This is a genomic window from Neobacillus massiliamazoniensis (genome assembly GCF_001048695.1).
Taxonomy (GTDB): Bacteria; Bacillota; Bacilli; order Bacillales; family Cytobacillaceae; genus Neobacillus; species Neobacillus massiliamazoniensis.
The window spans coordinates 228,401-250,711 of record NZ_CVRB01000003.1 but is presented as its reverse complement, the minus strand read 5'-3'; the positions used below and the strand labels follow the sequence as shown (position 1 = coordinate 250,711).

The window sequence follows — 22,311 nt, the reverse complement described above, 5'->3', positions numbered from 1 at the left end:
GTTAATCAACGGGAGAAATCACAATAGAATAAGTATCTTAATTTGCAAGCAAATTAACAAAATAGAAAAAAAGCTCAATTTCGCATTATCAACTGCTTTGTTTTTATTTTTTAAACGTTTCATAATCCTTATATATCAACAAATTAAAGCAGACCAATTAGTATTGCTAAATGTATTGTTAATTCGATTTTTCAACCTAAAAACCGAAGCCGTTACATTTTTAGAGCACTTTTTCTACTTTTCATTTACCGAATTATTTTTATCCTTTGTTCCCATTGTTGCCGCAGCAATCAACAAACATATTTTTTGCAACACATATGCAAAAAAAAGAGGCTCTGTTCCAAGTGAATTGGAACTCAATCCTTCCGAGTTATCCCACAATTGATTTACTTTTTAATAAGCGTTTGATCAGTCTTTCCAAGTCAAGTACCCATATACTCGAACAACTCCGACTCCCTCAAGTCGTGTCTCCCTAGTAAGTTTTCTCCCCTTTAGAATTTCCTCTCTGTTTTTTCTCACGTTGCCCCACTCTCCCCACTGTCAGAATATGAACAAGAAAGTTTGTCCTATTACCGACAACGAAAATGAGTTGATGTTGCTCAAATGCCAATATATTTTTCTACATATTTTCAAAACAAAGTGTTTTCAAGTTGTATATGGTTGTTTGGGAAACTATTAAAGGAAACCAAGGAATAACTTTGGGTTCCCAATTGGGAACTTATAATGAAGAAAAATTGTCAAATAAAAAAGTCTCCGTTAAAAGAGACTTATTCCAAACATCTGCTCCATTATTTTAATAATAAAGAAGCACATTCAATTCAAGATGGATCGTTTTTGGTTTTTTTATTGTATATGAAAATCCTGGCTGTGATGACATACCATTACTGGAGATCTGCAACATTCCCTATTTCAAGAACCAATTACCGCAGTAAGCGCAGAGTTCTTTCATGCTTCCTCACTTTCCATGCGCTTCTTTGCCCAGATCAGCGTGCTTTTACTGATTCCCGTCATTTGCCCAATTTGTTTGTAAGAGTTTTTTTTCAGCAGCTTTAAGGCGTGCTCGATCTGCGCCTTTTTAAACTTACCCGGTCTACCTTCTTTAAAATTTAGATCTTGCTTTGCAATAACTTTACCCTCCTGTGTCCGCTCAATAATCAGAGAAGCACAGATTCACTAGACCAGGAAGGTTGTGACAAGATTTTTCCCGAAAAATCCACTGGGATAAAGGAGGAACGGCCTCAGTTTCAAATAGTACTTTCACTTTTGAAAGTGGGCGATACCCTTATGGTAACAAAATTGGTCCATTTTGCCCGTTCAGCTGTAGACGCAATTCAAATCATTAGAGACCAATTTTAACATGTCGTCAAAGTACATGTTTTCATATGGGCCAAGTTTAGAATACGGAAACGGAGAAATTGATTTTAACCATTTTGAGCGGATTTGCAGAGTTTGAGCGGAATCTCCTGTGAGCAGGATTATTTGTTGTTGTTAACAAGCCTAATGGTTTAACTGTTTAAGTACACTTTCTTCAAAATCCACTTGATTTATATCCAATCCAATCATTTCATTTCTAAAAGACTTAAAGCGGCCATTATTCGTTTCTAGTGTAAAATACCCTCTTTGACTTAAAGGATTAATGTCCCCTATGATCGTTTTTCTTCGAACAGGATCAAACAAGTTAATTAAATTAGGATTGCTGGGGTGCTGTCTGAACCTACAGCCTTGTTCTACACAAGCTCTTACAATATTCCGGACTTTCGGATGAATGATACTTTCAATTTTCTTGCTCACTTCTTCACTGATCATAGTTGTTATCCTCCTTTTGTGTCACAGTATAATATGCTGATACGGTGGATATATGTGTATTGCTTTCGAGTATCGGATTAGTAAAAAATGGACTTGGACTTGCTGCTCTCCTATCTCATTTCTTATATTTATCGTTTTTGGTATTTAATTTCCTCTACTCCCATATGTTGTATTTACGAGGAGTGAAAAACTTATGCAAAGTCAACAGTTTGATATCGAAACGCTTAAACTAATTAGAAATAAACTGGAGTATATTTACTTCATAGCTAAATCTAATTATAATAACCATCCTGAATTAATGGATACTATTGAAAATTTAGCCCAGGTAGCAAATATGTTTGCGAATATTAGAATTCACGAGTTAAACGATCGTATAGAAATCTCGAGTCCTGAAGGATTTATAGTGTCTAAATTAGCTAACGCATACTCCAGAATGAAAGACTATGAGATACAAAAGGATAGTGACTTTCCTACTTGGAAGCTTTAATGTTCTTTCTTTTGACTATAAAAACGTTAATTGTAACTGTGACAAGATTGCTCTGATATTGTTTTTATGACTGTTAAATTACATTAAAGAAGGCAAGCCAATTACAGGCTTACCTTTATCTATATGATGAAGTATTAAAAAACGTAACAATTTATCCGCGTCTTCCGCCTCTACCACCCTGTTTTGCGCTAGTGTTATTTTTGTGGGTAGACAAATTCTCCTCACTTGTCTTTAAATAACGTGCCAATTTATCCTCAAAACTTTCTTTTGGTTTGAAATTACCTTTTGATCGAAAGTCCTTTGAACGGTTATCAGCTCTTCCTTGGCGTTGTGAACGTTGTCCATAAGAGGTTTGTCCTTCAGGCCGATCAATCGCCTGTTTAATCGACAAAGCAACTTTTCCGTCTTTCTCACTAAGTACCTTTACTTCAATAATGTCGCCCATTTTAAGATGGTCATTAATGTCTTTTACATAACTTTCTGCAACTTCACTGATATGCACTAGACCGGTTGAGCCTTCCGGTAATTCCACAAAAGCTCCGAAATTAGTAATGCCTGTTACCTTACCTTGTACTTTGCTGCCTATTGCTACTGACATAAAAATGATGTTCCCCCTCAAAAATGTTAAAAGCATTTTATTATAACAAATTTAGAGGAATCATATCAAATGCTAAATATATTCCTTCTATTTCTCAAAATGCAACGGTGACAAAAGACGATATTCAATATGAATGGTAATAATTTCACTTTCTCATATGAGTAACCCTCTTCCTTAGTGAAACAACGTTTCTTCCTTTTACACAGAAATACGCTCATATCAGCAGAATTAAAAAATAAATTTTAAGCTAAAGATCTGGATATTATTATGAAGTTCTGACAAACTTATATATTATAAAGTATGCATCAAAGACAATAAGTAATAATTTATCATTTAATTATTTTGGATTTCTAAAATTGGGTGAGAGAATGAGGAAAAGTCTATTTACTATTGGGGAGAAAGTAAAAATTAAAGCGTCCGGTAAATCAGTAACAATCTATAAATGTCAGTATGTTAAAAACATGAAAAGGTACTCTTACATTGTTAATGAATATCCAAAAACCTTTTTCTTTGAAGAAGAATTAATTGAAGAATAATAACAATTTATCATCATTAACTTGTAGTTAGGAAAAATTTCCTCTTTAAACTAAATCACCTTTAATTTAGATTCCAATTTGTCTCATAAATTCTTATAAAAAAAATAATGAGAAGCAATCCCTCGATTTAAACAAATAAAATTTAAAAAGAGCGAACGTTTCAACCGGATATATTATAATTAGGAAATTTCGTAATTGTATGTTACACTAATTTTACCATTTGATTTACCGTTCTCCATTCCCTACTCACTCGTGAGTGGGGTTTTAATGTTATTAAGAAAATAAAAAAGACTCTAAAGAGTCTTTCTATATTCGTTCTTATAATTAAGCTTTATGAACGTTTGAAGCTTGGGGTCCACGTTGACCTTGCTCTACGTCAAAAGTCACTGCTTGACCTTCTTCAAGAGATTTGTACCCTTCGCCTTGGATCGCTGAGAAATGAACGAATACATCGTCTCCACCTTCACGTTCGATGAATCCGAAGCCTTTTTCGCTGTTGAACCATTTTACTTTACCTTTTTCCATTTGTGTTGCCTCCTAGTGTGTAAATACACACAATGTAATACTATCCTTGCTCTCAGTGATTATCAAGACGAAAAGCTTTACATATGCTATCCTTTACACCGAACAAAAATAATTATTTTAAAGAATAGCATCTTTCGAATGTGTTTGCAAGGATCCTAACTATTAAGATGTATATGTTCTGCCACCGAAGTAGCGATTATTAAATGTTCAGATTTTGACTATCACCATTATAATTATATTCAAGATATTTTTTATTTATTGTGTATTATCACGGTGATTAGAAGATGTATCCGTAGCTGACTGTTGGATTGGGGATACGGATACATTTAAAAAGAGCGGTGTGATACAGAATATCCCTAAATAGCTTTTCCAAGTAAAGGATATTTATTACAAACATGGGTGATTTTAATGCGCATAGGAACAAAGTGCCCTTTAAGATCATTGTAGCAACCAATGCATACCCAATAATACTCATCCTCTGTCGCATAATGCTTCTCTAATTATATCTGGGCTGTTTTCGTCCATTAATATCATAATCCTTTCTTTTTTCGAGAGGATCTCTGCTTACCAATTGCCCCTTTTCCCGCAAATTCCCTATTCCCTTTATAGTTTCTCCTTGTTTTCTCTTGTGCCTTTATTTTAGGCTTATTTGCATATCGCGGTGTCTCGGACGTTAGCTGAACGGGAACATCCCTCTGTTCCTTCGACAACAATTTCAAGGCAATTGAAACTAACGCTATCGAATCGTATTGTTCTAGCAATTCGCTTGCTGCTTGTTTAAACTGTTTGTATTCCTCCTTTTCAACCAATTGAATCATCTTTTCTGTTGCGGCTCTCTGTATAGACTCCCTTGCCTCTGCTACCGTCGGTATTGATTTGCGCTGGATCTTTCCTTTCGAGGCTTTTTCAATACTGTGAATCTGTCCGGTTTCCCTCGGTGTAGCAAATGTAATAGCCAACCCTGTCTTACCTGCTCGCCCCGTTCTTCCGATTCGGTGAACATAACTTTCCGGGTCTTGAGGAATGTCAAAATTGTAGACGTGGGTAACCCCTGAAACATCAATTCCTCTCGCAGCCACATCGGTCGCAACCAAAATATCAATGTTTCCCTCACGAAATTTATTCATCACCACATCTCGCTGTCGTTGATTTAAATCTCCGTGTAGCCCATCAGCAAGATACCCTCTTTTATTCAATGCATCACTTAATTCATCCACGCGTCTTTTTGTTCTTCCAAAAATTACGGCTAATTCTGGGTTATCCACGTCTAGCAAACGGCAAAGCACTTCAAATTTATCTCGTTCATTAACCTCATAAAATATTTGCTTTACCGATGGAGAGGTAACTTCCTTCGCTTTTATCTTTACTAACTCCGGATCGTTCATAAACCTTTCCGCAAGATTTTGAATCGGTTTGGGCATGGTTGCAGAGAACAGCAAGGTTTGTTTTTCTTCAGGGGTCTCTTTGAGGATTCGTTCAATATCCTCTAGAAAGCCCATATCTAACATTTCATCAGCTTCATCCAGTACCACCACTGAGATGCGATCTAACTTCAACGTTTTACGTTGAATGTGGTCCAAAAGTCTTCCAGGTGTTCCCGTAATAATGTGTGGGACCTTTTTTAATGCTTTGATTTGGCGGTCAATTGACTGCCCTCCATAAATAGGGAGAGAAGATATGCCCACGTATTTCGCAAGCCGATTGATCTCTTCTGAAACCTGAATAGCTAATTCTCTTGTCGGTGCAATTGCAATCGCCTGAACATATTTTTTGCTCGTATCCACTTTCTCCAAGATCGGTATGGCGAATGCAGCTGTCTTTCCTGTACCTGTTTGTGCTTGACCAATAATGTCCTTCCCTGTCAAAGCCATGGGAATTGCTTTTTCTTGAATAGGAGATGCTTCTTCAAATCCCATATCCGTAATCGCTCTTTGAATGGGTTCACTAATGCCCATTTCATGAAATGTTGTCATACTTCAATCCCCTTCTATTTGTTTACTATTTTTTATATTGGACTTAACGACTTGATAGAATGCACATATGTATTATTTTTACAAGCTAATTAGGAAAGAAAGGCAGACATCCCTGTTTACACGATAATAATTGACAAAAAAAGTTTGTAATAAGATGATTATTTGTTAATAATTAAAGTTTATACCAGTAAATAGACAATACGAAGGTATGTGCTTTATCAACAAAACTCCGTTATTCGAATAAGAAATAAGGATCCTGTGACTGCAATCCTTCTTGAACTCAAGTATCTCGATAGTTTAAGTGTAACTCTTCACAATCTTACGCTTTTGGTGATTATTCCATTAATAGTAATAGGCAGATGCAAGCCGTTCCAATTCGCTCCTTTTTTGGCTGGGTTCACCGTTTAGAAGGATGCGAGGGATATACAGGAATGAAGTAGCGAAATAAAGAAATCGAAATTTCTGACTATTAGAATGTACTTATCTTAGGATCATTAAGTCAACTCCTTTCATCTAATTTTTGGTTTTTTCTTATGTTAAATTATTTCTCTTTTTGTGTTATTAAAAGTAAACGGATGGGGCTGTTGACAAACTGCTTTTTGGTACTCCAAGGCACAAAATATAGTAATAAAAAAGAAGACGAACCACTAAATACTGTAGTGATTTGTCTTCTTTTTGCTTTGGGCCTTTATTTGTCAACAACCCCGGATGGGTCCTGTTTTGTTTTCCCCCAATAAAAAACACCCATTAATTCGGATGCATACTGAGATAGTTCTTTAATCTAATGAACAACAAGGACTATCCTAAAATCCACTAAATTAAATACCATAATACCGCAAAAAAGTGAGCTGCCGAACCAGCAATGACGAAAATGTGCCATATAGCATGATGATACCTAAAACCTCTCCAAACATAAAACACGGATCCTATAGTATAGAAAATACCACCTGATACTAAAAGGATTATTCCTTCTGGTTGGATTGCGCTTGTAATGGGGTCCCAAACAATCACAATGAGCCAGCCCATAATGACATATAAAATTGTTGATGTTACCAAAAATTTTTTAACAAAGAAGCACTTAAGGACTGTACCAATAATCGCCAATCCCCATACGACTCCAAATAAAGTCCAAGATTCCCAACCTTTAATCACTAGAAACAAATAGGGTGTATAGGATCCTGCTATAAAAAAGTAAATGGCGGAATGATCAAGAATTTCAAAAATATCTTTTGCTTTACCAGGTGGAAGTGCATGTACAAGAGTAGAACAAGTATATAGAAGTAACATTGTTGTTCCGAAAACCGTAAAACTAACGATTTGCCATGCATTTCCATGAACAGTTGATAAAGCAATTAATATAACCAATGCTGCAACACTTAAAAGTGCTGCTACCCCATGGCTAATAGAATTCGCAATTTCTTCTCCCTTGGAGAATGTATGAGTGTTTGCCAAAAAATTATTCCCCCTGGTTTTAAAGTAACTTTAGCTAATTTAAAGACAGAAGCATTTTAGGTCATATTAAAAAAAGGCACTCATCCAACCATTTTATTTAACAAATCTTTTGCCTGATTATCAGTGATCCCTCTAATTATGCCCAGTTCACTAATGAAAATCTTCCGTGCGCTCTCTAGCATTTGCTTTTCGCTTGAATTGAGAGCTTTCTTTTTGTTTAAGCGCATTAAATCTCGTACAACTTCTGCACCATCTTGAATATTACCTGTTCTCAACTTTTCCGCATTAATCTTGTATCTTTCTTTCATTGAAAGTGTTGTATCTGTTTGCCCGTATTGAAAAATGTTCAATACGTGTTCAAGTGTAGGTATATTGGCAACTAAGCGAATCCGTGATTTTTTTACTTTGACAATAGGAATCATTACTTGCATGTCCCTGATTGGCATTTTTATCAAATAATACCTATGATTCTCGCCTAGAATTTCCTTTTCTACTATTGCTTCAATAACACCGGCACCCTGCATTGGATAAACGATGGAATCACCAACATGAAACATCTAGAACACCTCCAAATTTGAAACCTTATTAAGTATAACATACAGGTAATTTTTTAGCAAATTAATAATTATAACATCATTCAATAATTAATATCAACATTTTTATTGTAGGAAATTAAATTTTTTTGAATCCATGTAAAAACTCTAAATCGCAACAGTCTTTAATTGTAGATTGCACTTGGTCACAATGTTACTACTCAAAAATAAAACCAAAGTGTAGAGCTACACACGAAAAGGAGCCGTATTTAATTAAAGTAATGCACCGGTTGAAGAAGTAAGTATCATATTTAGTTCTCAATGATGATTTAGAATTATCACGTTTTTTATTGTTATGAATGATTTTATAGATATTAAAAAATCAACGTTTCCAGCTTTTTACGAGGCCTGATCGATGCATAAATAAGGAGAATTTTATGCATCCTGCAATAACCCAATTGATAAACAAAAATTAATCACCACTTATGGACTTTCCTACTTTCGTATAGTTTGTACCTTGTTCATTTTTATTTCCTCCTTGAATTTGATTGTGAACTTACACTCAAACCCCAGCAACGCTATTACTGGGCCTATTTAATTTGCGGTCTAGAGCAAGAACCTTGTCACTAAGCCTTCTATAAAAAAATTTCTCTTGTTTATGAGTGGCCCCAAAAAGAACGAATTCTTGCCGTACCCCATATATATGTAAAAGGAGTCCCAAAATCGGGACTCCCTATCCTAAAAATGATCAATCATGTTTTTTCGCATAGTCAAAATCAAATTCGCATTCTTCCAGTTTTACTACCTTTGTTTTCTTTATGAACTTAAAGCCAAACCATAAGCAAAGGAATAGAGGAATGCCAAGATAGGAGGCAATTACGCTGCCCCAATCAATTTTGTCTGCAAGAAACGCCTGATAGTTTTGGCCTAAAGTGACGAGTAAACCAACAGCAAGCGCAAAGATTGGTCCAAATGGATACCATTTTGCCCGATAAGGCAGCTTATCAAGCGAATAACCTTGAGCAACATATGCTTTGCGGAACCGATAGTGGCACACAGAAATTCCAAGCCAGAAAATAAAGCCTGTAATGCCGACTGCATTCATTAACCATATATACACAACGCCATCACCAAAGATGGAAGATAAAAAGGCAAGCATGCCTATAAGCGTGGTTAAAATAATGGCTGCAAAAGGAACACCACGCTTATTAAGTTTTGCAAAAATCCTCGGCGCCTGTCCTTCTTTTGCCATGGCATATAACATCCGAGTTGAAGCATATAGGCTTGAATTCCCTGCCGACAAAATGGCTGTTAAAATGACAGCGTTCATAAGTCCCGCTGCAAAGGCAAGCCCAGCCTTTTTAAATACAAGCGTGAATGGACTAACCATAATATCATTACTTAGCAAATCTGGGTTGTTGTAGGGGATAATGAGCCCTACTACAAAAATTGCCAATACGTAAAAGATGAGGATTCTCCAGAAAATACTTTTAACAGCCTTCGGTATCGTTTTAGCAGGGTTTTCACTTTCGCCAGCAGCAACCCCAACAATTTCCGTACCTTGAAAAGAGAATCCTGCAGCAAGGAAAATCGCAAAAGTGCCAAGTATACCACCACTAAAAGGCGCCTTTCCTACTGTAAAGTTTTTAAATCCGATTGCTTGTCCGCCCATAATTCCAACAATCATTAGCAGCCCAATGACAATAAAGATAATAATCGCAGCCACTTTAATAATGGAAAACCAATATTCCCCTTCACCATACCCCTTAACGGATAAATAGTTTAATAGAAAAATTAAGGCTAAAAATGAAAGACTCCATATGAATGATGGACTATGCGGAAACCAGAATTTCATCACCATCGTTGAGGCAGTTAACTCTACGGCAATGGTCATAGCCCAACTGAACCAATATGTCCATCCCAGAGCAAAACCAAATGCCGGGTCAATAAATTTGGTCCCGTATGTGCTGAATGCACCGCTTGTCGGCATAAAGGCAGATAGTTCCCCTAAGCTTGTCATGACAAAGTACACCATTGCCCCGATAAATAGATAAGCAAACAATGCCCCTCCCGGTCCTGCTTGGGAAATAGCCGCACCGCTTCCGAGAAATAATCCTGTTCCGATTGCCCCTCCAATCGAAATCATCGTTAAATGCCGAGATTTCAAAGCTCGTTTTAACTTTTTTTCTTCTTGAGGCGATTGCTCTGCAACGTCCAATTTTTGTTGAGATAAATTCATACTCACTTCATCCTCCCTTTGTTCGTTTGTTTCCTCCTCGTGAAAGCACTTACAAAATTTTCTTTAACATGTATAAGAATATCTAGCAGTTAATTTTATTAACCTAAATAACTCCATAAGCGCCCTCAGTTGATATGCAATTTTTGTACCAAATAAAAACTAATAAGAATACTCAGATAACAATAGGTATAATCGTAAGTTTTTTGCTTCAATATATTCCCTTTTTTTGTGAAAGCACTTACAAAATTTTCTTCAACATGTCTAAAAATATCTAGCAGTTAATTTTATTAACCTAAATAACTTCATAAGCGCCCTCAGTTGATATGCAGTTTTTGTACCAAATAAAAGCTAATAAGAATATTCAGATAACGATAGGTATAATCGTAAGTTTTTTGCTTCAATATGCAAAAAATTATATTTAGGGGGTAACACCATTGTCGTAACCCCTTAACGTACAAAATTCCGAAATGTTGGCGATACCTCTAATTTAAAATTTAAGACAAATGATAGGTAGGTGCTAACATAATGACACATTTCAAAGAGATTTACCGTCCTGAGAATCAGGCCTCCTGGTATTAATCAACAATGCTTGCTCTAATAATAGAAACCTCTTTTTTAATTTTATTACAAAACTTAATACTCATTTCTTCAGATAAATTCTCCCTCATAATAATCAATGTATCACCTTTTTCGAAAAATAAAGGCTCTTCTTCACCTATTTCAACTCTTACCATTCCTTCAACACAATAAAAAACCTCTGCCTTTCCTGTCGAATCCAATATTAAATCTTGAATATCCTTATTAACCTGAATGCAGGTAAGCCCTCCATCCCATCCCTCTGATAACATTAAATTAAAATCCTTAACGATCCCTTTGCTTCTTGTTGTCCATCCACCATCAAAGCGATCTTGCTCAAAAGGCTTCAAAACCACCGAATGTTTTCCTTCATGCTCAAGATACATTTCACCATCAATTATCATTATTACTCTTTGGATACCTGGTAGATGCGTAAATAGGGATTCTTCTACTTCGACATCAGCAGTACTAATGCGCCATTGGAAATTCCTTTTACTATAATCCGCATCTTCAGGATAAATAGCCAATTGCGTTGTTTTTCCACTAGACCATAAATTCGTAGCTTGTTCATTTTTTTTTACAAGTTTTATTGAATAAGTCATATTTCCACTCCAAATATCTATCAATTTAATTAAGACGAAGGTACCTGGAACCTCTTTGGCGATTTTACCTTCCAAAAGAGGTGAAGGCGAATCGAAATCAAGCTGCTTAGGATCTAAGCTCTTTTACTAAACATAGTCCTGCCACCATGAATTGACTGCCCCCAATAACTACATTTCAAATTTCAATTGTCGTATCCTTAGGAGGGTACCTCTCTGCTCGATAACTGGAAGGCTCTATACCAGAACCTATAAAGTAAAGATTTTAAGCGAAGCAAGGATCATTAAAATAAACAACCTCGGTAAGAATCGTAAAACCTGAAATTTTCTTAAAAGCTTCTCTTGCTTCTTCTTCTGTGTCAAATTCAAACATGGTAGTGTTTTCATTTGCAAAGACAGTGATTACCCACATCAAAAAACCCCTCCAAAATAAAAGATAACTTTTCTTTCTTTACATATAATGTAAGCGAAAACTATAGTAAGACCCATCATCATAAGCAAGAAAGCAACAATAGGGCTCTTTGTATGCTCGATCAATATGAACAGCTTCCCCGTCAAGAATTGTTCTGAGGATACCAAAACCAATCATTAACGGAGAATTTCAGATAAAACTTCTTTCAATTCCATGATTTCTATTACAATTGGTTAGTAGATTTTACATCGTTTAATTGCGGAAGTAATTTTATCAAATCCATAGTTTTCAAACATTCAGCAGCATTTTCAATATCTTTAGAAAAAATCCGGTCCTTTATAATGGAAGGAACAACTAATCTTCCTATATCATAAAACCGCTTTGTTGTACTTGCCATTTTTCCCACTCCACGGTATTCAACCGCCTGCATCGCACAAATCATCTCAATGGCCAGAACTCTTCTCGTATTTTGAATAATTTGATGTGCGTGTCTTGAACCGATCGTTCCCATACTCACATGATCTTCTTGGTTTGCTGAGGATGGAATAGAATCTACACTTGCCGGGTGTGCCAAAGTTTTGTTTTCTGATACAAGAGATGCAGCTACATATTGCATGATCATAGCCCCTGATTGCAAGCCTTGCTCAGGGCTTAAAAATGGCGGTAAATCATTTAACTGTGGATTGATTAATCGTTCAATCCTTCTTTCTGATATATTGGCCATTTCCGCAACTGCAATTTTCATAAAGTCCATTGCAAAAGCAATTGGCTGGCCATGGAAGTTGCCCCCAGAGATTACTTTCTCCCCATCATCAAAAATTAATGGATTATCCGTTGCAGCATTCATCTCGATTTCTAATTTTTCTTTTACATAATCGAGTGCTTGCCATGTGGCACCATGAACTTGCGGGATGCATCGGAGTGAATAAGCATCTTGTACTCTTAATTCTCCCTGCATCGTCGTTAATAGACTATCGCTTAAGTAACCGCGGATTCGCGCTGCTGTATCTATTTGCTGTTTGTATCCTCGTGCAATATGAACTTCTTCAGCAAAGGCATCAATAATTCCATTTAGCCCTTCAATGGTCATAGAGGAAATTAACTCACTTTGGTACGCAAGTTGTTCTGCCTCCAAATAGCTTACCACTCCCATTGCTGTCATTGCTTGAGTTCCATTAATGAGAGCAAGTCCTTCCTTTGCCTGAAGCGTAACTGGAAAGATTCCTTCTTTTTGAAATGCTTCAAGTGAGCTCACTCGATTTCCCTTATAGAATACTTCTCCTTCTCCGATTAACACTAATGCCAAATGTGAAAGCGGTGCCAAGTCTCCACTTGCCCCAAGAGAACCTTGTTGTGGAATCACTGGGGTAATATCCTTGTTTACTAAATCTAATAACCTTTCAATAACAAGCGGTCTAATTCCAGAATAGCCCTTTAAAAGTGCGTTAGCGCGAAGGAGAACCATTGCTTTTGCGACAACTTCAGGAAATGGTTCACCCACTCCACATGCATGTGAACGAATTAAATTAAGCTGAAGTTCTTGAACATGATCTTTATTAATAAGGACATCACTAAACTTACCAAAACCCGTTGTAATTCCATAAACGACTTTTGATTCTGAAACAATTCTTTCTACGGCTTCCCTACTCTTTCTGGCAGCCTCAAAACTGTTTTCTGAAGCTCTTACCTTCTGATTATCGTATAAAACTTCCTTCATTTGTTCTAAAGTTAAACTTTGACCTGTTAATGTTAACATCTATCTCACTCCTCTAATGCTTTAGTAAAATAAAGAAAGAGGCTGGATTCCGATTCTGATTAGAATTGGAGTCCAGCCTCTTTTATAGTCATTTCTGAATATTGAACTATTTTTTTTCGATGCCTCATGATTAATCAGCTCCTATCTTACTTTTTTGAAATTTCTATCATCATTATTCTATGTGATGCTACACCATCTGTCAATTTAATTTTCTGAATTTTTACATTATAATGTTTACCATAATAGTAAACAAAATGCTGTTTTGGGAATGTTGCACAATTTATAACAAAATCTTGTTATGGGGTAAGGAAACGATTCGAGAAATGAAGGGCCGCTCTGGAAGTAAGTACCATTTAAACAGTTTTGATAATGTATTCAAGATATTTCAGAGCCTTTAAATTTTAATAAGTTCCAGTCCTCTCAATAGGGTGTACCCTATGAGAAAAAAATAGACTGATCGGTAAAAACCGATCAGCCCATAAATAATTATCTTACTCCAGAAAAGCGCACTTTAATTGAATAACTAATAAGTTTTTTATTAGCTAGTATTGGAAATTTTTGTTTATTTTTCCTCGTCAATCTCATCTTCAAATTCAGAATTCATACATTAAATTCTTTTAAGTTAGAATCTTACTTTTAGAAACAGCTTGTTCTATTAATACTGAAATTAACGGTTTAATTTCTTCTGACGTTTTATCGAAGAGCTTAATAAAGCAGGATCCCTGAGATAGAACAGCTGCCACAGCATCCTTTTTTATTTGTTTAGCTAATTCTGGTGTCCAAGCATGCATTGCCTTATTTGCTTTAGCATCGGCCACAATTCGTTGATTAAAATCAGTTACAACCGACTGCGCAATTTTGGCTAAACCATCTAAAGCATTAAAGGCTACAGTTGCCGTTTTTTCCTTGGTATGTGCTTTCACAAAGTCCTTTATTTTTGGTGTGATCACAGCAATCCCAGCTGTAGCAGAGGCATATAGTAAACCACTTAACGCCTCAACAAATTGAGATTCTATTGACATAAATAAATCCCTCCTTGATGTACATTGATGTCTCAAAAAATTTATTCGTTTTTGAGCTTGTTTAGAACTCTTATCAATGTAATTTTGGTCGTAGCGGGCCGACGTGTAAGTTATCATAGATACTGAAAAGGAAGGCAAAAAAATAAGGGCCCTTCCTGTTTAGGATGGGCCATTAAAAACGACTATTTATTTCCTTTCCCCTTTTTAGCTAATGACCCAAGCTCTAAATTGTAAGTCACTTGCCCTCCATGGGACATTAACACTTGATGATAAGAGTGTTCCATTGAATCTTTAAAATCAACCGTTGCGGTTGTGGCACCTTGCGCTGTATCTTTACTTGCGCGATTGAGAGTGGCATAACCTTGTGTATTTAAATACAGTGTGCTTTCATAAGGTGCCTTCATGGCAGGACCATCAAGCACATTGTAAACATGCAAGGATTGAATTAAATTTGACGGCAGCAAGAATCCTGATGTTCCATTAGTTGGAGTCATATAGCCTGAACCGCAATCAAGGGTATAAACCGTTTCAGTATGCTTAGTTGCTGCCCTTTGGCCCCGCTTCGAAAACGATTCATCTGAAGTAACAACCTGTGCATTATGAACGAGCTGAACGCCGCCTTCATTATAATTCGTTTGATCACTGGTCAGATTCCGGTTCATTTGGATGCGAGAAGTATAACTTTCCCCTTTGGACTCAATAGTCCCCTCGATTTCATAGCTTTGGTTAGCATTTTCTCCGAACAAATTATTGTCATTTCCAAACAAATCATCTTTCGTTTTATCGGAATTGGTTGGGAATGATAAAGTATTTTTTACAATTTTCCCTGTTGTTGGTTTCCCGTCATTTTCGTATAAAAATAAGGAACCGCTCAAGAGCCAATAATTAATATGCTGACCGACTTTCAGACTTAATGTATGTTTGCCCCCTAATAGTCCTGCAAATGGCGTTAAATTAACGCGGTAAGACGGCATGTCCAGCGTATTAATACCCTGTATCGGACGCCATAAATATGGATTCACACCGCCCGTAAATAAGGTAGGATCCGGCCATATTGCCCCGGCGGGCTGCCCGTCAACATAAACCTCTATCTCACGGAATGCCGGCTGCAATGACCACCAAAATTCATCATCATTTTGTGGAACCACATAAAGGTCTAGATATGCTCCAATCAAGTCGTTCGGTAAATCAAGCGGAACATCCATGGATGGATTTTTATCATACAAATAAAAAGGGGACGCATCCTTGGTGATAGAGACAATTTTTTCAGGTGTTTTGATTTTTAAAGGATCATCATCTTTTTCCTTGTTGCCCTTTTCCTCGGGGTAAAATTCAAGCTGCACGGACATCTCCGGTACACCTGTATAAGTGCTATTTACATAGTTTTCAAGCTTTGTTGTCAGCACTTGTTTCCCTTGGAGGATGGGGAGATATTCCGTAACATCCTTTTGAATCTTCCATTCAATTCCGTCTTTTGTCGGTTCAGGTGTAACCCCTACAAATAGTTGGGAGCTGCCGGCCCAAATTTGGAAAAGGCGGTCATATTGTCTTCCTTGCTGAGCCCCTGTAATAGTTAACAATACTTTCCCCCATTTTCCGGACGGCAGATCGACCTCACTTTTTACCGATGGCACCGCATTTCCGAATTTCTGCTTATCCAGCACTTTTACAATGGTTGGTGTTGTTGAAGGAATAGAAAGGGGAACACCAATTGAAATGGGATTATCCGTTTTGTTGAATTGCTCCTTATTTGCAACAGTTAATGTTCCAACAACCGGTTTCTTCTGTGCGGCCTGCTTGTCAGCGAAGATGGATTGGGTGCTTCCCAACGTCAACAAGACAAGCGCTAAGCCTGTACATGCCAGCTTCAGTCCTTTTTTCTTCATAAAAAAACCCCCTTATTTATTTGAATGTTATGAAAATTCTACCTAATAAAAAAAACCACCTTCCGACTTTTGACTCATTTTCTAATGATTCATAAGTAACCCCTAAAACAAACGAATGCCCCCTTTAAATAGTTAAAGAGGGGCATCCTTTTTAATATTAAACTATGACCGCTGGATAGTATTTTTTAAAATGTCAAAGAAACTAGTAAATATAACTAACACTTTAACAATAAAAAATAGGGTAGAAAATCTATGCGATTTCGTACCCTATTTGCTTTGCGATTTGCCGTTTTTCACCCTTAAAGAGAACTCGTTACCAGGAAATGGATCATTCTCTTTTTTCACCAGTCCAATCCTTGAAGTCTCTCCAAATTCACTTCCATCAATTCCAAAATGCTTCTTTACTCTTGTCTATCTTTAGCTATTCAAATTTCCTTTTAACCAGGCGCGGGGACGGTATGGACCGACAGGGATTAGTATCAGGCATGTTTTTTCTTTCGAATTGACTCTGTAAAGTTCATCACTTTGGTTCGAGTCGAATCCTAATAGTGGGTGCCCCCCCATCTCTAGGGCACAAGCTATCAAGAGCAGCCTTTGCACGAGTATACCCGCTTCCATCTGTTGAATTCGGTATCCTCTATAGCCCAGTTCCTTTTTGAGGTGGTCCTTGTCTCCAACAACATGCAGGCAGAGCGGAACCTGAAACAGATTTAGATTGGGCATTGTTAAACTATATTGCATATACTCCCGGAAATCCCCATTAGATATTCTCCGAAGTGCATGAGCGCTTTTGTCATAGGCGTAAGCACCATCTTGAACACCCTCCACGTTATAAAAACTGCCATACAAATTTAAACCAGTCTCAGCATTCCCATGTAAGTTGTCAAGGTCTTTTTGATACGATAATGAAAAAGTCTCTTTTAACAAAGTGGATATTTTTGTTAGACTGACTTTCCCCATCATAAAATCAATATCAGGAGAGTGCCGCTCCCTGCAAACGGATGATAGATCGTACGAAATTGCCTCCGTAAATGGCAACATGATCAACTCCGTACCTAAGGAATTGTTAAGACACTCATCTTTTTTTATGTTCACAAATGCTTGTGTTGTTTCCAACATCGAGGCTTCATTCATCTCTTTCAGCACCGGGTAATCAATGACTCTTTTTGAACGGTTATATGTTTCATGCTTGAGGAATGGAACCTCACGGGACAATTCCGTTGCAGAAATATTTTCTTTAAATTGGTCAACATTAGAAATAGTTGGATAAATAGATAATGGGATCACAGCATATACACTTTCGTCCTGTTGGTCTAGCGCAAGCAAATGATTGATAGAACGATCAAGAAATTGGTAACATACCCGTGATGAGAACCCTATCCGATTGGCCACTTCCAACGATTGCCCAATTAGCACACCTGCATCTAACCCTTGTAGCCTGTAGGAAAAATTATTGTATTTATAAAAATTTTTCCAAAAAACAGTCGATACAAAAACAACGCAAAAACAGTCTGAAAGATTATAACGATTTCCAAGACTTCTGGATAAGTAGGAATCGTAATTTCCTTCTCGCAGCAATAAAAGGCGATGGTGTGCAACATCGTAGTGGTAAATTCCCTTTGGTACGTCCTCCAACTTTACATACACATATAATTCATTTGGATATAACGCCCCTCCAGAAGGAACAAATCTTCGTAACAACTGGGCGTAGCTCACTTCAGCTTTTTCATCGGTGCCCTCAATGAAAGGAGATTGAGCGTATCTAGTTAGTCCGTACACATACCATAAGTAATGACCCAACTCCTCCAGGTTGGGTATTGCATCAGCTTCTCGCTCCTTGAGAGTTAACGGTACATCTGCGGTTAATGGAATTTCTGGTAAGCCACGGTAGAGTTTATAGGGAAGTGGTGCGTCTTCCCAATCCGGTTGCCAATCCGGCGGACCGATTTTATCTGTGTCAAAATGCAGATTGTAAAGAAATGTATCTAGTTCCAACCTGGTACCCTCCTACACTTCAGTTATGGAAAAGGATGGGGATAGGGATTAAGTTGTTCATATGTTAATGGCTGCTTATAAAACCCAAGTTTCACTGGTACGTTGAGTACACGATCAAGTCCTTTTATACGGGTAAGATGATGCCCAAATGTCATTGGTAACATTCCAGGAATCAATACCTTTACACAGAATAAGCCGTTTCGTTTGGTTATCGGTGACGTTTGGTCAACCACAATAACCTCCAGGTCTAACCGGCGGAACCTATCAAGAATATCCTGAAGATCATCCTTCAAATCGGTATTCACCGGTGGGCATTTAAATTCCTGTTCAAACGTTCGTAAAGGACGATTTTCATCCATTAAAAAATTAAGACGTTCCTCTGCTTCTCTTAGTCCATAGAGCATGCCATGGTCAACCATGGTACGTACTGCAAACGGATCCTGTAACATCTCTTCATATTTCTGTCGATTTTTCTCCAATATTTCGTCATGCCTAATCATCATTCCTGCAAGCTCGAAAATCGCACTTTTCACTGCCTTTATAGGATCTAGATTCGCTGCCGCTGCACAAATGAGGTTAGTACCCTTGGATCTTCTGTTTTTTGCCACTGCCCAAACGCTTGGAATCTCATGTTCCATCATCGAATTGTAAAAATGCAGGTCATAACCAACCACCTCACGTATACGGCTGACCATCATCTGTAATTCTTTATCGTTAGCAGAACTAAGGTCAAGACGAGGAAGGGGAAGCTTTGCATACCAAGTTAATAAGAATGAATCTCTCTCGACAACCTCCATAATCGCATGGAAAATGGCCTCCTCTAAACTTCCCCCTAACGCACAGCCGTTGGAGGTTTCATAAACAAAGCCTTCTCCATTACCCAAACTGTAATAGGAAAGTAACTCTGGAACCAGAATAGGACGTTCTTGTAAAAATGAATATCCCCAGACCCAATTCATTGGTTTATCAGGATGAAAGGGTTTAAACGGAAAATCGAGTTTTGCATATTGTTCCTTCTCATGTAAACCTACCTTTGCAGGATTTAGTGCTTTATCCGCCAAATTGTGATAACTGTCACGAACTACCCTCTTTTTTCCGCGAGGTTCGATCCCACAATATCTTTCCAAACCTTCCAAAATGGCAGTTAGCTCACTCATTTCATAAGAATTTGTCCTCCCTGCTACTCCCTCGTCCCCATCAAACAACGGCATGTTCACTAAAACATCAGCAAACGGCAGCCTGAAATCCTGCATTTTCCCATTCATGACCCCAGTACGATAATCAAGATAATCTTTGACTAGCACGTTTTTTAATTCATCCATCGAACGACAGCGGTAACCAGTAGGATTCAATTTAGGACTAGATTCTAACCTAATTTGCGCTAATTCAGATGTGTCTTTAGGTAATGGACTACACATAGGGCACAACGGATCTGGCAAGAAAAAGTGGCTAGAGATTGTTAACGTTCTCAGATTCGTAATGAACACCCGTTCTTCTAAACAGCTGCTTTCTCCTTGAAGAACCCTCTGCACTTCGTTACTGATCAAGATTGCCATTTGCGATAGTCCCGTTCGTGATGCCCATGCATCACGCAGTAATCGTTCTCCTGCAGCCGTTTTCACACGAAGCCCCCACATTTCTTGGCGATCAGGTCCAGCTAACATAAGCCTGATGTCAGCACAGTTAGAACATCCCGGTATATCAGGGCGTACCAATGGACCAATGATTCCCTCACCAAACGAAACGAAACCTCGAAGCCACGGAATACCTAAAGCCCTGAACCTCTCTTCCGCTTTTTGATGAATGAATGGATTCCACGTATCGTGAAGGACAAGAGCTAATTGCGTATTTTCGGGTACCTCTTCAAGAATGCTTTGGCGCCTTACAAGATAGTTGGGGGACAATTGATCATAGACATAATCCGCTAATAAACCCTCACCATCTATTAATATATGAGCAGCCATTAGGATCCCCCCTCTTGTACCTGAACACCAAACACCCCTGCCAGCTCTTGTTTTAAAAAAGGCTCGAATGCAAGGTCATAGACTACTAGCCGTATATGGTTCCGGTTCAATACCTGAATGGACGATTGTAATAGCTCCTGAGACGTTATTTCATCACAAGATGGGATATCGAGTTTGGCTTCATTTTTTTCCAGAAAAACCGTTGACTCCTGCTCTTGCCTTACTGCGGTATTCACCTGGTTTTGAGCATCCAAAAGCGCTTGTTGCAATGCATTTCGTAATGCCAATGTTGTATTTAAACCTGCCCTGGTGTACCAACGGCTATTCGACCTTACCCATACTACAGGGAAGCCTAGTACATCCTCTTTTAAACCAATTGTCGGCGCACCATTCAAGGTAGTCAGGGCATTAAAATAAAATCTGCATTGCTTATCTTCGAGGGCTCCCAGCTTAAAACGATAAACCGCATTTGGGTGTGTTTTTTTCAGTTCTTCATCTAGATACACTTGAAGTCCTCTACAAGCAGCCTCTGCGATTGTTTCTCCTGCACCGATACCAATAAAACCCTCTGGTATAATTGCACCCACCTTATTTTTCTGATGCTTTAATCCTAAATCGTGAGAATCTATCATTTGTGACACATACATTTCTAACCCTGTCAGCCCGGCCTCCCTTTTTGCTTCCTCATGTGTTAGTCCCGCACAGACAGCTTCTGGAAGCAGCTCTACCGGCCCCTCTGACAAAGGGTTAACCGCTTGAACATAGCACTGTGCAAGTGGAAGTTGGGTTAAATCTCGTTCTTCCCAGGTATGGAAAATTCCGATTTCTTCTGAAGTTAATCCACTAAAATATGCGAGAAGGTTACTCGATGGTTCATTTCTGTCTGTTTCCTGTCTGAGCCCCACATCAAAATCTTCCACCTGTCTCGGGGTACGTTTTGACGTAATCAATGGATGTGGGATGAAGTAAAGCCAGTCTCCTTCGAGGGTTTCAAGATCAAGCAGGTAAATTTGATGGCTCTCATTGGAATCTGCAATCCCTGTAGCCTTTTTGAAAAATTCGAATACGGAAACATTCGCCAGAATAGATCCCGCTGTTGAAGAGAAGGAATGAGGCGGCCGATCTTTTTCTAGTGCAGATTGATGGATTCGGCGCCATGCCGACTCCCAGCATCCCTCTGAATCCGGATGATCAAATGGACCAGATAACCCCACCTGTTCTAAATAGATGGCGGGCATAAATGCCTTCTTTTCTTCTTTGCAAACCAGATTAAGATCCCTTAACTCATTTACATTGCCATCCTGCGAGACATATAGAATCCAATCGTAGGGCTGAACTGTTTCTCTCCAGAAACTACTCCCGGCGTCTTTATGAAAGGGTACTTCCTTTATCTCGACTTCGGGATCGGTTTTTCGGGCATTTTGCATCAGTTCATTTAACCTCTGCCGATTGGTAGGAATGGAATCTGTGACCAAGACATTTAAATTGGGTAGACCTGATTCGATTAACGCGGAAACCAATGAAACCATAAAGGGGCCAGAGCCCACAGCCAGAACTTTAGCCTGACGGTATTCTTGAAAATGGTACGCACCAGATTCCATAAAATTCTCTAAAAATTCGATTTGTGAAGCATACTTTTCAAGAACGATTCGATTTAATTGATGTGGAGCCTCTTTGCTTATATCTCGAATAAAATGGTTCTCGTACAACGTTTCTACAATTTCGTACACTCTGTCCCGATACGGAGTAGTTAATCCCGTTGTCAATTCTCCCAATGTATGCTCCCCATTGAACATTGGGATCAATTTTTCAATCCACTGATAGATTGTATTACCTTCCATTCGGAATGAGCTTGAGTTGTTTCTAAAATACACACCACCATTTGGATCCGGAAGAAAAAATGTATCCCTTTTGACCTTCAGACGTGAGGACGAGTTCAGTTTTGTCATTCA

Annotated in this window: 18 protein-coding genes and 1 pseudogene; 3 read left to right on the top strand and 16 right to left on the bottom strand. The window is 38.0% G+C overall.

The genetic code is table 11. The features are described 5' to 3' along the window. Nucleotides 1-945 precede the first annotated feature (945 nt). Nucleotides 946-1,158 (bottom strand): annotated as a pseudogene (locus BN1082_RS27545) (recombinase family protein); the annotation flags it as partial. On the opposite strand from BN1082_RS27545, the gene BN1082_RS28895 reads away from it, so the two are divergent. Then, the gene (locus tag BN1082_RS28895) at nt 1,114-1,356 is read left to right on the top strand and encodes a recombinase family protein (protein WP_176699798.1); all 243 of its coding nucleotides are present in this window, start codon (nt 1,114-1,116) and stop codon (nt 1,354-1,356) included. The pseudogene BN1082_RS27545 and the gene BN1082_RS28895 overlap by 45 nt on opposite strands. A gap of 141 nt (nt 1,357-1,497) precedes the next feature. Here the strand turns inward: BN1082_RS28895 and BN1082_RS13925 are convergent, their stop codons facing one another. After that, nucleotides 1,498-1,806 carry a hypothetical protein gene (locus BN1082_RS13925; RefSeq protein WP_090635209.1) on the bottom strand — a complete coding sequence of 103 codons (309 nt, stop codon included), beginning with the start codon at nt 1,804-1,806 and terminating at the stop codon, nt 1,498-1,500. 193 nt (nt 1,807-1,999) lie between these two features. On the opposite strand from BN1082_RS13925, the gene BN1082_RS13920 reads away from it, so the two are divergent. After that, nucleotides 2,000-2,293: a hypothetical protein gene (locus tag BN1082_RS13920; protein ID WP_090635208.1), complete on the top strand. Its 294-nt coding sequence runs from the start codon at nt 2,000-2,002 to the stop codon at nt 2,291-2,293. Between the two features lie 151 nt (nt 2,294-2,444). Here BN1082_RS13920 and BN1082_RS13915 read toward each other — a convergent pair whose 3' ends face one another. Further along, nucleotides 2,445-2,891 (bottom strand): S1 domain-containing RNA-binding protein, encoded by a 447-nt coding sequence (locus BN1082_RS13915; RefSeq protein WP_090635207.1) that lies wholly within the window; start codon nt 2,889-2,891, stop codon nt 2,445-2,447. A 368-nt stretch (nt 2,892-3,259) separates the two neighbouring features. Between BN1082_RS13915 and BN1082_RS27540 the strand changes: the two genes are divergently transcribed. Continuing rightward, entirely contained in the window at nt 3,260-3,427 is a 168-nt protein-coding gene (locus BN1082_RS27540) for a hypothetical protein (RefSeq protein ID WP_176699797.1), read from the top strand. Nucleotides 3,428-3,751: 324 nt separating this feature from the next. Here BN1082_RS27540 and BN1082_RS13910 read toward each other — a convergent pair whose 3' ends face one another. The 13 genes from BN1082_RS13910 to BN1082_RS13855 all read right to left on the bottom strand — a co-directional run bounded on the left by BN1082_RS13910 (nt 3,752) and on the right by BN1082_RS13855 (nt 22,308). Beyond that, nucleotides 3,752-3,952, bottom strand: coding sequence for a cold-shock protein (locus BN1082_RS13910; protein WP_090635206.1), 201 nt, complete (start codon nt 3,950-3,952; stop codon nt 3,752-3,754). A 530-nt stretch (nt 3,953-4,482) separates the two neighbouring features. Then, entirely contained in the window at nt 4,483-5,925 is a 1,443-nt protein-coding gene (gene cshA / locus BN1082_RS13905; RefSeq protein ID WP_090635205.1) for a degradosome RNA helicase CshA, read from the bottom strand. An 813-nt stretch (nt 5,926-6,738) separates the two neighbouring features. Further along, on the bottom strand, nt 6,739-7,377 hold the full coding sequence (gene trhA, locus BN1082_RS13900; RefSeq protein ID WP_090635204.1) for a PAQR family membrane homeostasis protein TrhA: 639 nt from the start codon (nt 7,375-7,377) through the stop codon (nt 6,739-6,741). Nucleotides 7,378-7,457: 80 nt separating this feature from the next. Next, entirely contained in the window at nt 7,458-7,934 is a 477-nt protein-coding gene (locus tag BN1082_RS13895; RefSeq protein WP_141650866.1) for a CarD family transcriptional regulator, read from the bottom strand. 724 nt (nt 7,935-8,658) lie between these two features. Continuing rightward, the gene (locus tag BN1082_RS13890) at nt 8,659-10,149 is read right to left on the bottom strand and encodes an amino acid permease (protein WP_090635203.1); all 1,491 of its coding nucleotides are present in this window, start codon (nt 10,147-10,149) and stop codon (nt 8,659-8,661) included. Between the two features lie 575 nt (nt 10,150-10,724). Continuing rightward, the gene (locus tag BN1082_RS13885; protein ID WP_176699796.1) at nt 10,725-11,402 is read right to left on the bottom strand and encodes a HutD/Ves family protein; all 678 of its coding nucleotides are present in this window, start codon (nt 11,400-11,402) and stop codon (nt 10,725-10,727) included. A gap of 187 nt (nt 11,403-11,589) precedes the next feature. Next, nucleotides 11,590-11,739, bottom strand: coding sequence for a hypothetical protein (locus tag BN1082_RS27535; protein WP_176699763.1), 150 nt, complete (start codon nt 11,737-11,739; stop codon nt 11,590-11,592). A gap of 220 nt (nt 11,740-11,959) precedes the next feature. Then, a complete protein-coding gene (gene hutH, locus BN1082_RS13880) occupies nt 11,960-13,492 on the bottom strand; it encodes a histidine ammonia-lyase (protein WP_090635201.1) in 1,533 nt (510 codons plus the stop codon). A gap of 617 nt (nt 13,493-14,109) precedes the next feature. Beyond that, the gene (locus BN1082_RS13875) at nt 14,110-14,514 is read right to left on the bottom strand and encodes a hypothetical protein (RefSeq protein ID WP_090635200.1); all 405 of its coding nucleotides are present in this window, start codon (nt 14,512-14,514) and stop codon (nt 14,110-14,112) included. Between the two features lie 182 nt (nt 14,515-14,696). Then, a complete protein-coding gene (locus BN1082_RS13870) occupies nt 14,697-16,400 on the bottom strand; it encodes a peptide-N4-asparagine amidase (protein ID WP_090635199.1) in 1,704 nt (567 codons plus the stop codon). A gap of 417 nt (nt 16,401-16,817) precedes the next feature. After that, nucleotides 16,818-18,395, bottom strand: a complete 1,578-nt coding sequence (locus tag BN1082_RS13865) for a SagB family peptide dehydrogenase (protein WP_090635198.1) — start codon at nt 18,393-18,395, stop codon at nt 16,818-16,820. 23 nt (nt 18,396-18,418) lie between these two features. Next, nucleotides 18,419-20,359 (bottom strand): TOMM precursor leader peptide-binding protein, encoded by a 1,941-nt coding sequence (locus tag BN1082_RS13860; protein ID WP_090635197.1) that lies wholly within the window; start codon nt 20,357-20,359, stop codon nt 18,419-18,421. Further along, nucleotides 20,359-22,308, bottom strand: coding sequence for a putative thiazole-containing bacteriocin maturation protein (locus BN1082_RS13855; protein ID WP_090635196.1), 1,950 nt, complete (start codon nt 22,306-22,308; stop codon nt 20,359-20,361). Before BN1082_RS13855 ends, BN1082_RS13860 begins: the two co-directional genes overlap by 1 nt. Nucleotides 22,309-22,311: the final 3 nt, after the last annotated feature.

Bases quoted from the DNA above. Each gene is read 5' to 3' on its own strand.
- BN1082_RS13925 (WP_090635209.1), bottom strand. From the start codon at position 1,806: ATGATCAGTGAAGAAGTGAGCAAGAAAATTGAAAGTATCATTCATCCG.
- BN1082_RS13920 (WP_090635208.1), top strand. From the start codon at position 2,000: ATGCAAAGTCAACAGTTTGATATCGAAACGCTTAAACTAATTAGAAAT.
- BN1082_RS13915 (WP_090635207.1), bottom strand. From the start codon at position 2,891: ATGTCAGTAGCAATAGGCAGCAAAGTACAAGGTAAGGTAACAGGCATT.
- BN1082_RS27540 (WP_176699797.1), top strand. From the start codon at position 3,260: ATGAGGAAAAGTCTATTTACTATTGGGGAGAAAGTAAAAATTAAAGCG.
- BN1082_RS13910 (WP_090635206.1), bottom strand. From the start codon at position 3,952: ATGGAAAAAGGTAAAGTAAAATGGTTCAACAGCGAAAAAGGCTTCGGA.
- cshA (WP_090635205.1), bottom strand. From the start codon at position 5,925: ATGACAACATTTCATGAAATGGGCATTAGTGAACCCATTCAAAGAGCG.
- BN1082_RS13895 (WP_141650866.1), bottom strand. From the start codon at position 7,934: ATGTTTCATGTTGGTGATTCCATCGTTTATCCAATGCAGGGTGCCGGT.
- BN1082_RS13890 (WP_090635203.1), bottom strand. From the start codon at position 10,149: ATGAATTTATCTCAACAAAAATTGGACGTTGCAGAGCAATCGCCTCAA.
- hutH (WP_090635201.1), bottom strand. From the start codon at position 13,492: ATGTTAACATTAACAGGTCAAAGTTTAACTTTAGAACAAATGAAGGAA.
- BN1082_RS13875 (WP_090635200.1), bottom strand. From the start codon at position 14,514: ATGTCAATAGAATCTCAATTTGTTGAGGCGTTAAGTGGTTTACTATAT.
- BN1082_RS13870 (WP_090635199.1), bottom strand. From the start codon at position 16,400: ATGAAGAAAAAAGGACTGAAGCTGGCATGTACAGGCTTAGCGCTTGTC.
- BN1082_RS13860 (WP_090635197.1), bottom strand. From the start codon at position 20,359: ATGGCTGCTCATATATTAATAGATGGTGAGGGTTTATTAGCGGATTAT.
- BN1082_RS13855 (WP_090635196.1), bottom strand. From the start codon at position 22,308: ATGACAAAACTGAACTCGTCCTCACGTCTGAAGGTCAAAAGGGATACA.